14 protein-coding genes and 2 pseudogenes are annotated in these 13359 nt (G+C 72.3%); 12 read left to right on the forward strand and 4 right to left on the reverse strand.

All coding sequences use genetic code 11. The features are described from left to right. Positions 1-422: 422 nt before the first annotated feature. Both aspS and AOZ13_RS11075 read right to left on the reverse strand, forming a co-directional pair. Positions 423-1724: an aspartate--tRNA(Asn) ligase gene (gene aspS, locus AOZ13_RS11070; protein ID WP_021780603.1), complete on the reverse strand. Its 1302-nt coding sequence runs from the start codon at positions 1722-1724 to the stop codon at positions 423-425. Between the two features lie 84 nt (positions 1725-1808). After that, positions 1809-2519 carry a phosphoglycerol geranylgeranyltransferase gene (locus tag AOZ13_RS11075; RefSeq protein ID WP_020221917.1) on the reverse strand — a complete coding sequence of 237 codons (711 nt, stop codon included), beginning with the start codon at positions 2517-2519 and terminating at the stop codon, positions 1809-1811. A 111-nt stretch (positions 2520-2630) separates the two neighbouring features. On the opposite strand from AOZ13_RS11075, the gene rnhA reads away from it, so the two are divergent. After that, positions 2631-3227 carry a ribonuclease HI gene (gene rnhA, locus AOZ13_RS11080; protein ID WP_020221918.1) on the forward strand — a complete coding sequence of 199 codons (597 nt, stop codon included), beginning with the start codon at positions 2631-2633 and terminating at the stop codon, positions 3225-3227. Next, positions 3220-3774, forward strand: a complete 555-nt coding sequence (locus AOZ13_RS11085; RefSeq protein ID WP_020221919.1) for a DUF7108 family protein — start codon at positions 3220-3222, stop codon at positions 3772-3774. The genes rnhA and AOZ13_RS11085 overlap by 8 nt, the downstream gene beginning before the upstream one ends. Positions 3775-3800: 26 nt before the next feature. Here the strand turns inward: AOZ13_RS11085 and AOZ13_RS11090 are convergent, their stop codons facing one another. Continuing rightward, a complete protein-coding gene (locus AOZ13_RS11090; protein WP_020221920.1) occupies positions 3801-4154 on the reverse strand; it encodes a PadR family transcriptional regulator in 354 nt (117 codons plus the stop codon). Between the two features lie 113 nt (positions 4155-4267). Between AOZ13_RS11090 and AOZ13_RS11095 the strand changes: the two are divergent. The 4 genes and pseudogenes from AOZ13_RS11095 to AOZ13_RS15055 all read left to right on the forward strand — a co-directional run bounded on the left by AOZ13_RS11095 (position 4268) and on the right by AOZ13_RS15055 (position 7684). Beyond that, positions 4268-4797: pseudogene (locus tag AOZ13_RS11095) on the forward strand (inorganic diphosphatase). 280 nt (positions 4798-5077) lie between these two features. Next, positions 5078-6427, forward strand: a complete 1350-nt coding sequence (locus AOZ13_RS11100; protein WP_020221923.1) for an alkaline phosphatase family protein — start codon at positions 5078-5080, stop codon at positions 6425-6427. 50 nt (positions 6428-6477) lie between these two features. Continuing rightward, entirely contained in the window at positions 6478-7158 is a 681-nt protein-coding gene (locus AOZ13_RS11105) for a DUF7310 family coiled-coil domain-containing protein (RefSeq protein WP_049934087.1), read from the forward strand. 4 nt (positions 7159-7162) lie between these two features. After that, the gene (locus tag AOZ13_RS15055) at positions 7163-7684 is read left to right on the forward strand and encodes a DUF7311 family protein (RefSeq protein WP_049934088.1); all 522 of its coding nucleotides are present in this window, start codon (positions 7163-7165) and stop codon (positions 7682-7684) included. On the opposite strand, the gene AOZ13_RS15060 is transcribed toward AOZ13_RS15055, so the two are convergent. After that, the gene (locus AOZ13_RS15060) at positions 7651-8253 is read right to left on the reverse strand and encodes a hypothetical protein (RefSeq protein ID WP_049934089.1); all 603 of its coding nucleotides are present in this window, start codon (positions 8251-8253) and stop codon (positions 7651-7653) included. The two genes, AOZ13_RS15055 and AOZ13_RS15060, sit on opposite strands and share 34 nt — an antisense overlap. A gap of 68 nt (positions 8254-8321) precedes the next feature. Between AOZ13_RS15060 and AOZ13_RS15065 the strand changes: the two are divergent. From AOZ13_RS15065 to AOZ13_RS11135, 6 genes and pseudogenes are all read left to right on the forward strand, one after another. Further along, positions 8322-9170: pseudogene (locus AOZ13_RS15065) on the forward strand (ATPase, T2SS/T4P/T4SS family); the annotation flags it as partial. A gap of 301 nt (positions 9171-9471) precedes the next feature. Continuing rightward, positions 9472-11154: a hypothetical protein gene (locus AOZ13_RS15070; protein ID WP_049934091.1), complete on the forward strand. Its 1683-nt coding sequence runs from the start codon at positions 9472-9474 to the stop codon at positions 11152-11154. A 31-nt stretch (positions 11155-11185) separates the two neighbouring features. Next, positions 11186-11659, forward strand: a complete 474-nt coding sequence (locus AOZ13_RS11120) for a DUF7283 family protein (RefSeq protein ID WP_021780612.1) — start codon at positions 11186-11188, stop codon at positions 11657-11659. Then, the gene (locus AOZ13_RS11125; protein WP_049934092.1) at positions 11640-12029 is read left to right on the forward strand and encodes a DUF7285 family protein; all 390 of its coding nucleotides are present in this window, start codon (positions 11640-11642) and stop codon (positions 12027-12029) included. Before AOZ13_RS11120 ends, AOZ13_RS11125 begins: the two co-directional genes overlap by 20 nt. Then, entirely contained in the window at positions 12026-12517 is a 492-nt protein-coding gene (locus AOZ13_RS11130; RefSeq protein ID WP_148294590.1) for a DUF7284 family protein, read from the forward strand. The genes AOZ13_RS11125 and AOZ13_RS11130 overlap by 4 nt, the downstream gene beginning before the upstream one ends. Then, the coding region (locus AOZ13_RS11135; protein ID WP_449404301.1) for a DUF7286 family protein at positions 12514-13359 on the forward strand (846 nt) is incomplete at its 3' end. The genes AOZ13_RS11130 and AOZ13_RS11135, both read left to right, overlap by 4 nt.

Raw genomic sequence — 13359 nt, forward strand, 5'->3', positions numbered from 1 at the left:
GCTTTGTGAGGTACTGACGTTATGGTATCCAAATGAGCCAAAAACGGCATCCTTTTCGTCCACATGGATTCATCCGCCCGCGGCTGGAGGCGTCGATTGCTGGATCTCCCGCGTGGGAGAGAGTCCCGCAACCGGAAAATCCGGCCACTCCCTTGAGGGGGAAGCCATCGGCCGCCGGGGGAACGCGACGAGGCCTCGTCGGCCCCGTCGCGTCCACACCCCGCCCCCTCTCTGGCACCTCGACACGCGCGCCGCTCTCCCGTGTCGTGCAGGAAAAACCGTCAGCGGCCGCCGCGTCCCCCGCGTCGGCGATGCGGAGAAGCGACGCGATGCGGAGAAGCGACGCGATGCGGAGAAGCGACGCGATGCGGAGAAGCGACGAACCGACCGACGTGCTCCCGCTCGGCAGAAACGGCTTCGCCCTACGGACTCAGACGTTGCCGATCCCGCGGGAAGAGGACCGCTTCCCGGATGTTCTCCAGATCGAGCATCGTCATGACGAGGCGCTCGACGCCGTACGCCCACCCCGAGTGGGGCGGCATGCCGTACTTGAACATCTTCGTGTAGTAGTCGAACTGGTCCGGATCGAGACCCTGCTGGCGGAACCCCTCGACGAGCGCGTCGTAGCGGTGCTCGCGCTGGCCGCCGGAGACGAGTTCCATGCGCGGATGCATCAGGTCGAAGCCCTTCGAGGTCTCCGGGTCGTCGTCGTAGTCCTGAATGTAGAAGGGCTTGATCTCGCTCGGCCAGTCCGTGATGAAGTAGTGCCCGCCGACGTCGTCGCCGAGCGCGCGCTCGGCCTCCGTGGAGAGGTCGTCGCCGTAGACGAGCTGCGTGTCGAGTTCGCCCGTCGCGTTGATCCGCTCGATGGCCTCCTCGTAGGTGAGTCGCGGGAAGTCGCCCTCGGGCGTCGCGAAGTCGTCGTAGCCGAGCAGTTCGAGTTCCTCGGCGCAGTTCTCCTCGACGGCCTCGTAGGCCGCCTTCAGCGTGCCCTCACAGACGTCCATCGCGCCCTCGTGGTCGATGAACGCCGACTCGAAGTCGATCATCGTCGCCTCGTTGAGGTGCCGCGGCGTGTTGTGCTCCTCCGCGCGGAAGATCGGCCCGACCTCGAAGACGCGCTCCAGCCCGCTTCCGACCATCAGCTGCTTGAACAGCTGCGGGCTCTGGTTCATGAACGCCTCCTCGCCGAAGTACGTGATCGGGAAGAGTTCCGTGCCGCCCTCGGTGCCCGTCGCGACGATCTTCGGCGTGTTGATCTCCGTGCTGCCGATGCTGCGGAAGTAGTCGCGGACCGCGCGCAGGATCTCGGCGCGGATCTCGAAGATCGCCTTCACCTCGTCCTTGCGGAGGTCGAGCGTCCGGTTGTCGAGGCGCGTCGAGAGGTCGGCGTCGACCTTCCCGGAGGGATCGAGGGGGAGTTCCGCGTCCGCCTCGTTCAGCACGTCCACCGACTCGGGGAGCATCTCGACGCCCGTCGGGGCGCGCTCCTCCTCCTCGACGGCGCCGGTGACGGCGATGACGGACTCGCGGTGGACGCCCAGCCCCGTCTCGACGAGGTCGTCGTCCATCTCGTCCTTCTCGAACTTCACCTGAATCTTCCCGGATTTGTCGCGGAGGATGAGGAAGGCGATGCCACCGAGGTCGCGGACCTCGTGGACCCACCCGGCGACCGTGACGCGGTCGCCCGGTTCGGCGTCGGCCGTAAACGTTCTGTCGTCCATGCGCGCCCCTACCGTCGTGGCGCGCTTAAATCACCGCCTTTCGCGTCGCCCGTGTGGGGGAGTCACGCCTCGCCCGCCGCGTCCCTACTGTGCCGCCGTCCCGTCCCGCGCGCCCTCGACCGTCTCGCGGACGGCGCCGCACCCCTCCTCGTGCAGCAGGTCGCCGACGACCACGACGTCCGAGCGCTCGCCCATCGTGCGCGCGTCGTCGTAGTCGTGGACGCCGCCGCCGTAGAACAGCGTCGCCTCGTCGAGCGCGTCGTGCGCCGCCGCCACCGTCTCGGGGTCGCCGAGCGTGCCCGAGTACTCGAGGTAGACGATTTCCTGCCCGAGCATTCGCTCCGCGACCTCCGCGTACGCCGCGACGTCGTCCGGGTCCTGCTCGCAGTCCGCGTCCGTGAGTTCGGCCACCGAGGCCTCCGAGTTCAGGACGATGTAGGCCTCCGTCGCGGTGCGCTCCCAGTCCACCGAATCGAAGCGGACCCACTCCTTGTGCGCGCCCGTGATCCACGCGACGTCGCCCGCGTTCAACACGATGGGGACGAGATACCCGTCCAAGGCGTCGTCCTCGACGACGACCGCCGGGTTCGATGGCTCCTGATAGAGCGGGACGTCGTGCGTCCGACAGGCGTCGATGACGCGTCGCATCTTGTCGCTCGTCACGTCGAGGGTCCCGCCGATCTCGATGGCGTCCGTCCCGGTCTCGCAGACGTCGTCGAAGGTCTCGCCGTCGACGAGGTCCTTGTCCGGGTCGACCTTGAGGACGTGATCCCAGTCGGCCCACGGGGCGTGCATGCTCGGGGTATGCTCCCATGCGAGCAAAACCCCTTCGAACCAGTCCGAACACCGGCCGGCGACCGGCGAAACGGTAATTCCTATACCGTCGAGGCCCCGATCTCGGGTCGAATGCCGGTCATCGACTGCGATCCCGAGACGGCCCGCGAACGCCTCGAAGACGCGGGTGCGGCCTTCGCGGACGGGAACACCGAGCACGAGCGCTGGCGCGCGACGCTCGGCGACGCGAACGCCGTCGCCTACGACGATCAGGTGGTCGTGCAGGGCGAGCGCCCCGTGGACGTCACCGCCGTCATCCGCGAGCGCGGCGGGCGCGTCCACGCCTACTTCGACGGCGCGTCACGGGGCAATCCCGGCCCGGCCGCGGTCGGCTGGGTGCTCGTCTCGCCCGGCGACGGCATCGTCGCCGAGGGGAGCGAGACCATCGGATCGACGACGAACAACCGCGCGGAGTACGAGGCGCTCATCGCCGTCTTAGAGGCCGCCGCGCGCTTCGGGTTCGACGAAGTGGAGATCCGCGGGGACTCCCAGCTCGTCGCCAAGCAGGTGACGGGCGAGTGGAACACGAACGATCCCGCCCTCCGCGAGCGCCGCGTGCGCGTCCGCGAACTCCTCCGCGAGTTCGACGACTGGTCGATCACCCACGTCCCCCGCGAGGTGAACGAGCACGCGGACGACCTCGCGAACGAGGCGCTCGATCGTGCCTGACGCCGACCTCGATCCCGCGGTCGTCGAGGAGGCCGAACGCCTCACTCGTCTCGCGCTCCGCGCGAGCGATCCCGACGAGGCCGCCGCCTACCGCGCGGAGCGCGACGACCTGCTCGCCGACGAGGGGTACGCCGCCCGCGAGCGCGAGGACGACGGTGTCGTCACGCTCGTCTGCTACCCCGACGACTGGCTCGACGAGACGGGAACGATCCGGATGGACGCGTTCGATCCCGCGGAGGCCGTCGAGCGCCCGCTCGGGGGACCGGGGGATCCCGATCGGTGGGACGACGTCGCCGCGCACAACCGCGGGATCGCCCGGACGGTCCACGAGGCGCACGGGAGCGTCCACGGCGAGACGGCGACGGCGCTCGCGGCGTTCGCGAGCAACCACTACGCGAAGCCGATCGAGGCGCTCACGCGCGACGAATTCGACGAGTTCCGCGAGGAGTACCTCGTGCGCAACGCGTGGCCGAGCGAGGCGCAGATCGAGCGCGTCGCGGAGTCGCTACGCTACGCGTTCGCCGTCGTCGATGAAGAACCACCGTAGCGCGCGGGCCGAACGCACCCGGGTCGCTACTCGTTCGCCGCGACGATCTCGCGGATCCGCTCGGCGCGCTCGTCGTTCGCGATGAACTTCCCGAGCGCCCACGAGAGGTCGTCGAAGACCGCCTCGACGCCCGCGTCGGTGAGCGCGTACTGGTTCGTTCGCTTGTCAAGTTCGCTCTTCTCGACGAGCCCCTCACCGACCAAGTCGTCGAGGTTGGGGTAGAGTCGCCCGTGATTGACCTCCTCGCCGTAGTACTCTTCGAGCTCCCGCTTGACCGCGAGCCCATATCGTGGTTCCTCCGCGAGAACCACCAAGATGTTCTTCTGGAACGCTGTCAGATCACGAGCGCCGGTGCGCACCGTGGGTTGTGCCTCTGACATAGCTGATCTAATGACATACACGGTACTTAAACGCTTCTCACGCTTCCGGCGCTGATCCGCCGTTTCGACGACCCGAAAGGCCCTTTACGGCGTCAATCGCACACCAAACCGTCATGGTCAACCTCTGGGAAGACCTCGAAACCGGACCCGACGCGCCCGACACCGTCTACGCGGTCGTCGAGTGCCTGAAGGGCGAGCGCAACAAGTACGAGTACGACAAGGACATCCCGGGCACGGTGCTCGATCGCGTCCTCCACTCGAACGTCCACTATCCCTCGGACTACGGCTTCATGCCGCAGACCTACTACGACGACGGGGACCCCTTCGACGTCCTCGTCCTCGTGAAGGATCAGACGTTCCCCGAGTGCGTCATCGAGGCCCGCCCCGTCGCCCTCATGCGGATGGACGACGACGGCGAGCAGGACGACAAGGTCATCGCCGTCCCCGAGGAGGACCCGCGATACGACCACATCGAGGACGTGGATGACCTCACCGAGCAGAAGAAGGCCGAGATCGCCGAGTTCTTCGAGACCTACAAGAACCTCGAAGCCGGCAAGGAGGTCTCCGTCGGCGACTGGGAGGACGCCCAGTCCGCCAAGGACGCCATCGAGCACGCGCAGGACTCTACGAGGAGAACTTCTAGCGCTCCCACCCCGTTTTCGCGTCGAGACGCCGGCAATTACCACCGGGTATCGCGTCCGACGATCCCATGCGCTATGCGTATGGGTAATATTTTGTCCGTGGCGGCGCTACGTTCGCGTATGTCCACCGACCAACCCGAAGCGGGACTCGATCACCTCACGGTCGTCCCGACGAACCTCGACGAGTCGGACGGGGACGATGACCGCGACGCGTGACGTAGGCAGAGGCGAAACGTCGGGACGAACGAACGTTCTTATGCCGCTCGCACGGACATAGGCGGTATGGGACTCTTCGACCGGCTCCGCGGCGACGACGGCCCGCGGGTCGCGTTCATCGGTATCGACGGCGTGCCGTACTCGCTCATCGCCGACCATCCCGAGGTGTTCGAGAACCTCACGGCGATGGCCGAGGAGGGCGCCGGCGGCGCCATCGAGAGCATCGTGCCGCCCGAATCCAGCGCCTGCTGGCCGTCGCTCACGACCGGCGTCAACCCCGGGAAAACGGGAGTATACGGATTTCAGGACCGCGAGACCGGGACGTACGACACCTACGTGCCGATGGGGCGCGACGTGCAAGCCACCCGAATCTGGGACCGCGTCGACGACGCCGATCGCTCCGCGTCCGTCTTCAACGTTCCCGTCACCTTCCCGCCGCAGCGTAACGTCGATCGCATGGTCTCCGGCTTCCTCTCGCCCGGCGTGACGAAGGCCTCGCATCCGAGCGACGTCGGCGACTACCTCGACGAGCAGGGGTATCGCATCGACGTCAACGCCAAACTCGGCCACGACGAGGACAAGACGGACTTCATCGAGGACGCCAACCACACCCTCGAGAAGCGCTACGAGGCCTTCGATCACTACCTCACGCAGGACGACTGGGACCTCTTCTTCGGCGTCTTCATGACGACCGACCGCGTGAACCACTTCCTCTTCGAGGACTACGAGCGCGACGGCGACTACCGGGAGGAGTTCTTCGACTTCTACCGGCAGGTAGACGCGTACATCGGGAAGCTCCGCGAGGCCGCGCCCGACGACGTGACGTTCGTGATCGCCTCCGATCACGGCTTCACGACGCTCGACTACGAGGTCCACCTCAATCAGTGGCTCGAAGACGAGGGGTGGCTCTCGTTCGAGGGCGACGAGCACGACAGCCTCGCGGACATCGGCGACGGCACCCGCGCGTACGCCTTCGTCCCCGGGCGCTTCTACCTCAACCTCGAAGGGCGCGAGCCTCGCGGGAGCGTTGCACGGGACGACTACTACGACGTCCGCGACGAGCTGAAGGCCGAGATCGAGGCCCTCGAAGGACCGGACGGCGAGCCGGTCGTCGAGCGCGTCGTCGAGAAGGAGGACGCCTTCGCCGGCGACCACGACGAGATCGCCCCGGACCTCGTCGCCATCCCGAATCACGGCTTCGACCTGAAGGCGGGCTTCCGCGGAAGCGACGACATCTTCGACCGAGGACCACGCAACGGCATGCACTCCTTCGAGAACGCGACGCTCGTCACCGACGCCCCGCGCGTCTCCGTCGACGAGGCGAACCTCTTCGATCTGACGCCGACGATGCTCGATCTGCTGGAGATCGACTACGACACCGCCGACTTCGACGGTGGAAGCCTCGTTCAGGGGTGAAACGCCGCCAAAACTGACCTTCTTGTACGGTCGCGAACCCACCGCGCCCCGTGTCGACCGACTTCCACGCCGACCCCGCTGACGCCCGCGAGACCGACCATGATCCCGCTGACGCCCGCGAGACCGAACACGACCCCCTCGATCCCCGCGAGACCGAACACGACTCCCTCGATCCCCGCGCGACCGAACACACCGACGTCGACGCTCGACTCCGCGCCGTCGAACGCGCGTTCGGTGGCGATACCGCGGCCGACGCCGCTCGTCCCGCCGACGAGGCGACCGACACCGACCGTCCGGCCGCCGAGATGGGGGTTTCCGACGCCGATACCGCCGGCGTGACCGGCATCGACGACGCGACTGGCCTCGACGCGCTCGGCAAGCGGTCCGACGCCGCCGCACCGACCGACCATGCCGCCGCACCGACCGACCATGCCGCCGCACCGACCGACCATGCCGCCGCATCGGCAGAGAGAGACGGATTCGCCGCGCGACTCGACACCGTCGAACGGCGTCTCGACGCCCTCGACGCCGCTGTTCAGTCCCTTCAGGGACACGTCGGCGCCGTCGACGCGGTGAACGAGTCCGTCGAGCGCCGCGCGAACGCCGCCCTCGCGGCCGCCGATCGCCCGCGAGCGACGCACCCGCTCCCGGACCTTCCCGATCCGGAGCCGTCGTCCGCCGACGCCGATGCGGACGAATCGGGGTTCTTCGGTCGCCTCGTCGGGCGGTGAGCGGGTGAGCGTCCTCCGGGTCCTACTCGCCGTCGTGCTCGCCGGCGCGCTGACCGCGGCCGCCGCGCCGGCCGTTCACGACGCGCGCGATTCGAACGCGGCGAGCGCCGGCCACGTCGCCGCCACGGCCGTCCGCGACGCCGTCGTCGCCCTCGCGGCGAGCACGCCCGCCCCCGCTGGTGCGCCCGCGGCCGAACGCACCGTCACCGTGTCGCTGCCGCGCACCGACGCCGCGACCGCACCGGTCTCGCTCCTCGTCGGCAGCGCGCCGGGCGCGCCCGACGCCGCCACGACCGACGTCGTCGCGGTCCGAACCCCGACCGGAACGAGAGTAACGATCCTTCCGGTCGACGTGCGCGTCCGCGTGAACGGCACCGTCCGCGGTGACGCGACCGGCCTTCGAATCACGCGGCGAGTCGGACTCAGACTCCGGTACGTCCGATATCGGAACGCCTCGACCGTCGTCGTCACGCCCGTCGGCGGCGCGCCGGTTTATACGAGAGCGCGACACGACGACGTCGCGTGACCCTCACCGACCTCCTCTCGTCGCGACGCGCCCGTCCGGGCGCGGCGTGCGCGTGCGAGCCGACCTACGCCGACGGGCGACTCGACGTGATCGCCGACGACTGTCCCGGACGCGGCGACCTCGCCGGCGAGGCGGCCTGCCGCGAGACGGCCGTACGCGCTCTCGACGGTCGCGACGCCGCGGCCGTCCGCGTCACCGCACGCGGTCTCGAACGCCGTTACGCCCCCGACGCCGTCGCCCGCCTCGTCGCGGCCGGCCGGTTCGCCGCCCGCGCCGCCCGTCTCGATTCGCGACTCGCGGCGCGCGCCCGCCGGGATCCGCTCGGCGCCGCCCGCGAGGCCGCCGGCCGCGCCGGAGTCGTCGCGTCGCTCGCCGCGGAAACCGGGCTGGCCGACGCCCGCGGCACCGACCCCGAGCGCGCCTTCGCGGCGTACCGCGGGCCGGCGATCGCGCTCGCACACGTCGACGCCACGCCGCCCGCGGACGCGACGCTCCGCGACGCCCGCGAGGTCGCACCCGAGACGACCGTCCGCCGCTACGACCGGCCGGACGCCCTCCCCGTCTACCACCTCGATCCCCCCGAGACCGACCTCGGTACGTCCGATTACCGCGCGCTCGACGCCGCGGTCGAGCGCTCGTGGTCGCCGACGCGCCGCGGCCCGATCGCGCGCTCGCGGCAGTCGCGGACGACCCGACGCGCGTCGCGCCGCTCGCGCGCGTCCTCCGGAAACACGTACGGGGGTACGGCGTCCTCGACGACCTGTTCGCCGACGAGCGCGTCAGCGACGTCTTCGCGCCCGCTCCGGCGGACGCGACGCCGCTCTACGTCCGCTGTGCGGGCGAGCGCCACCGGACGAACGTCCGTCTCACCGGGGGCGGCGCGGCCGCGCTCGCCTCGCGCTTCCGCGCCGGGAGCGGCCGCGCGTTCTCCAGCGCCGACCCGACGCTCGACGCCGTCGCCGAGGACGTCGCGGGACGGCGCGTCCGCGTCGCCGGCGTCACCGGTCCCGCGAGCGACGGTCCCGGATTCGCCTTCCGCGCCCACGGCGGCGAGACGTGGACGCTCGCGCGACTCGTCGCGGGGGGAACGCTCCCGGCCGACGCCGCGGCGCTCTGCTCGCTCGCCGTCGAGCGCGGCGCGGCCGGTCTCGTCGCCGGCGCGCGCGGCGCCGGGAAGACCACGCTGCTCTCGGCGCTCCTGTACGAACTCCCGCGCGACGTCCGGGCGGTCGTCGTCGAGGACACGCCCGAACTCCCCGTCGCGGCGCTCCAGCGCGACGGCCGCGACGTACAGGGGCTCCGCACCGATCTCGACGGCGACGGTCTCTCGCCCGCCGACGCGCTTCGCACCGCGCTCCGCCTCGGCGAGGGCGCGCTCGTCGTCGGCGAAGTGCGGGGAACGGAGGCCGGAACGCTCTACGAGGCGATGCGCATCGGCGCGCACGTCAGCGCCGTTCTCGGGACGATCCACGGCGAGGACGGCGCCGCGGTCCGCGAGCGCGTCGTCTCCGATCTCGGCGTTCCGCCCTCGGCCTTCGACGCGACCGACTTCGTGGTGAGTGCGGGACGCGTCGACGGCGCCCACCGCGTCCTCCGCATCGAGGAGTACCACGACGGCGCGTTCCACGGTCTCCACGCGCTCGACGGCACGCGACTCCGGGCGACGCCGCGACTGCACGACTCGCGCTCCTCGCATCGCTCGCCCGGCCCGGCGAAGCCCCCGCCGACGTGTCCGCCGCGCTCGACGCGCGAGAACGCGAGATCGCGGAACGCGCCGCGACGCGCTCGTGACCCGCCCCGCCGCGGCGCTCGACGACGCCTTCGTCCGCGTCGCCGCACGCCTTCCGGAAGTCCCCGTGCCCGTGCCGGCCGACCTCGACGAGACGCTCGACGCCCTCGACTGGCGTGCCGCGCCCGCGGACGTCGCGCGCGTCGCCGCGCTATTCGTCGCGCTCGCCGCCGGTTCGGTCTCCCTCGCTGTCGTCGCGCCCCTTCCCGCGCTCGTCCTCGCGGCCTACGTCCTCGCCGGTGCGTGCGCCGCCCGCCACGCCCCGTCGCTCGCCCTCGCGCTCCGCGAGAGCCGACTGGTCGGCGCGGTCCCGGGTTCGTCGCCCGTCTCGCCCTCCGCGTCCGGATCGAACCCTCCGCGGAGGCGCGGCGGCGTTCGCCGCCGAGACGGCCGAGACGCGCTCGCGGACGCGCTCACCCGTGCCGTCCGCGCCACCGCCGGCACCCCGGAGACGCCGCTCGACGCCGTCGCACCGACCCTCCCGACGCCCGGGCTTCGCCGCGCCGTCGCGCTCGTTCGCGCGGCCGTCGAAACGCCCGCCGCGGATCGCGGGCGCGTCCTCGATCGCGCGCTCAGCGCGGCCCACGACGCCACCGAGCGCCACGTTCGCACCGGAACGCGCGCCGTCCGCGGTCCCGTCAACGCCGTCTACGCCTTCGGCGTGATCCTCCCGCTCGCGCTCGTCGGTCTCGTGCCCGTCGCGCCCGCCGCGGGCGTCGCCCTCCCGCTCGGTCTCGTCGCCGTCTGCTACGACGCCGTCCTGCCGCTCGCGCTGCTCGCCGTCGCCGCGTGGGCGCTCGCGAACCGACCCGCAGTCTTCCCCGCCGGCCGCGCGGACGCGACCGCCGACCGCGACCGGCGTCGCGCCGTCCTCGCCGGACTCGGCGCCGGCGCCCTCGCCGCCCTCGGCTGCGTCGCCCTCGGCGTCGCGTGGGCGCTGCCCGTCTCCGTCCCCTGCTGCGCCGTCGGCGTCGCGCTCGCCGTCGCCACCCGCGCCTCCGTCGCGGTCGACGAGCGGGCCGACGCCGTGGCCGACGGCCTCCCCGACGTCACCGCCGTCGTCGGCCGACGGCTCGCCGCCGGCGATCCGCCCGAGACGGCCGTCGCGGCCGTCGGTGACGCGCTTCCGGGTCCCGCGGGCGAACTGTTCGCGGCCGCTGATCGCACCCGCCGTGCGCTCGGTCGCCCGCTCGACGCGGCCTTCTTCGGCCGCCGCGGCGTCATCGGTCCCGAACACGGCCCGCGGGTCGCCGGCACCGTTCGGCTCGTTCTCGACGCCGCGACCGGCGGCGCGGCCGGCGGCCGCGTTCTCACCGAGGTCGCTGACGGTCTCGACGCCGTCCACCGCCTCGAAACCGAGGCGCGAGCCGATCTCGCGGATCTCGTGGACACGCTCGTCCGCACCGGCGGACTGTTCGCGCCCGCCATCGCCGGCGCCACCGTGACGCTCGCCGGCCACGTCGGCACCTTCGCCGGCACCGGCGCGGCGCTCCCCGTCCCGACGCTCGGTCTCATCGTCGGCGCGTACGTCGCGTGGTCCGCGGTCGTCCTCACTGCGCTCGCCGTCTGCCTCGACCGCGGCGTTCGGCCCGCCCCGCTCTGTCACCGCGTCGGCAGCTGTCTCGCGAGCGCCGGCGCGTGCTACGCCTGTGCCGCCGCGGCGACCGCGCTCCTGCTCTAGTTCATATCGGAGGGCGGCGCCACCCGCTCGCATGTTCGACAGTCAGGGCGACGCGCTCCCGACGTGGGTCGCCCTCACGCTCGTCGCCGGCGCCGCGTTCGCGCTCGCCCTCGCCGTTCCCCGGACGCCGCCGCCCGACGCGAGCGCCGTCGCGAACGCCGCGGACACCGTCACCGCCGGCGAGCACGCCGCCGCGCGTATCGTCCCGACCGACGCCGCCGCCGTCCGCGTCCGTCCCTCGCGCGTCGCTCTCCGGAACGACGCCGGGACCGCGCACGCGACGCTCCGCGAGAGGGTCACGCCCGCCGCCACGCCTCGCCTCCGCCGCGTCCTGCGCGGCGACCCGCCGATCGCGGTCTACCCCTCGCTCGCCGCGTTTCGCGCGGACTCCCGGCGCGCCCGCGTGAACGCGCGAAACGAGAACGACGACTGGCGCGCCTGCGACGGCTCGCTGACCGTCCGCCGCGTCGTCCGCGGAGGTGTCGATGTCACGCTCCTCGGGTAGGGCGCAGGTCGAGCCGACCGCCGCGCTCGCCGCCGTCCTCGCGCTCACGCTCGCGCTCGGGATCTACGCGAGCGCCTACGCGGCCGTTCCGACCGGGAACGCCGCCTCTCCCGCGTCGTCCGCGAGCGCGCTCGCCGCGCTCACCGACGCCCTCGGCACCGGGCCGACCAGTCCGGCCGCGGTCCGCGCCGCGGTCCGCGACCTCGACAGTGAGGGATCGCTGAACGCGACGCTCCGCACGCCGACGCGCGTCTGGGCCGTCGGCCCGCCCCGACCGCCGCGGACCCGCGTCGCGTCGGCCGCGCTCCCGGTCCGCGTCGCCCCCGATCGCGTTCGACCCGGCCGGCTCTCCGTGGCGGTGTGGACGTGAGCCGCGAGCGCGGTCTCAGCACCGTCCTCGACGTCGCCGTCTGCGTCCTCCTGATCGGCGGCGCCGTCGTCACGCTCACCGCGGTCGTCCCGCGCGCCCACTCGGCGGCCAGCGCGCCCGTCGGGACGGCGCGCGCCGTCCTCGACAGCACTGTGAGCGTTCGCGCCGGATCCGGCGTCGTGAACGGCTCGCTCGCGTCGCTCCTCGCCGACGCCGCCGTCGCGAGCGGTACGCGCACGGCCCCGCAGGGATACGTCGCCGGCGTCGAGCGCGTCGCGCTCCGTCGCCTCGCGAACGCCTCGCGTCGCGCGTCGCTCACGGCGTCGTGGCGGCCGGACGCCCCGTGTCACGCGACGGCGCTCTCCGCCGGCACGGAACCGCCCGCGGGCGCGGCGGTCGACGCCGTCGTGCTTTCGGTGCCGATCGGAAACGAGACGAGGTGCGGCGACGCGCCGGTGCGCCTCACCGTTCGGACGTGGTCGCGATGAGGCTCGATCCGTTCCCGGATCGGCGCGGGCGCGTCCCGTTCGCCGTGATCGGCGCGCTCCTCCTGCTCACGAGCGCGACGCTGGCGACGAGCATCGCCGGACGGCCGGTGCAGACGGGCTACGACGCCGGTCCCGCCCTCGCGGCGTCGTGGACGGCGACGCACGCCGCGGTCGAGCGCGCGGTGTTGCGCGCGAGCGTCGCCGCCGCCCGCGAGCCGGTCGTCGAGCGCGCCGACACGCCGTACGGCCGCGTCCTGAACGCGACCGACCCGTTCCGCGACGCCCTCCGCCTCCGGATCTCCCTCGCGGTCGCCCGCGCCCTCCCGGAGAGCGCCGTGACGGTCGACGGCGTGCGCGCGACGGCATCGCTTCCCGCCGTCGCCTCGCCCGCGGACGCCCGCGCCGCCATCGACCGCGTGACGCTCACCGAGGTCGAGAACGGGACGGTGCTCCGCGTCCGGATCCGCGGCGTCCGCGTCGTCGCGGCGCGCGCGGGCGGCGTCGTCGAGTCCCGCGAGCGGCCGGTCACCGTCACCGCGCCGACGCCCGTGCTCGCGGTGCACCGTCGCGTCCGACTGTTCGAGACGCGCCTGCATCGCGGCGTCGCCGCCGGATCGGGCCTCGCGCGCCGCGCGACCGTCTCGCTCACCGCCCTCGCGGAGGCCCGCCGGTCTCGCGCAGCACGGTGGCGCGCCGATCGCGGACGTCGTCGCGAACCGACACGTCGCGCTCGTGACGAACCGGAACGTCCTCTCGCTCGAACGCGCGGCGTTCGGGAGCGCGGACCCGCTCGGCGTGAGCGCGACGCGCGCGCCGCCGTCACCGTCGCCGGTCGGGATCTC

It is taken from the genome of Halarchaeum acidiphilum MH1-52-1 (genome assembly GCF_000474235.1).
In the GTDB taxonomy this organism is placed as follows: Archaea; Halobacteriota; Halobacteria; order Halobacteriales; family Halobacteriaceae; genus Halarchaeum; species Halarchaeum acidiphilum.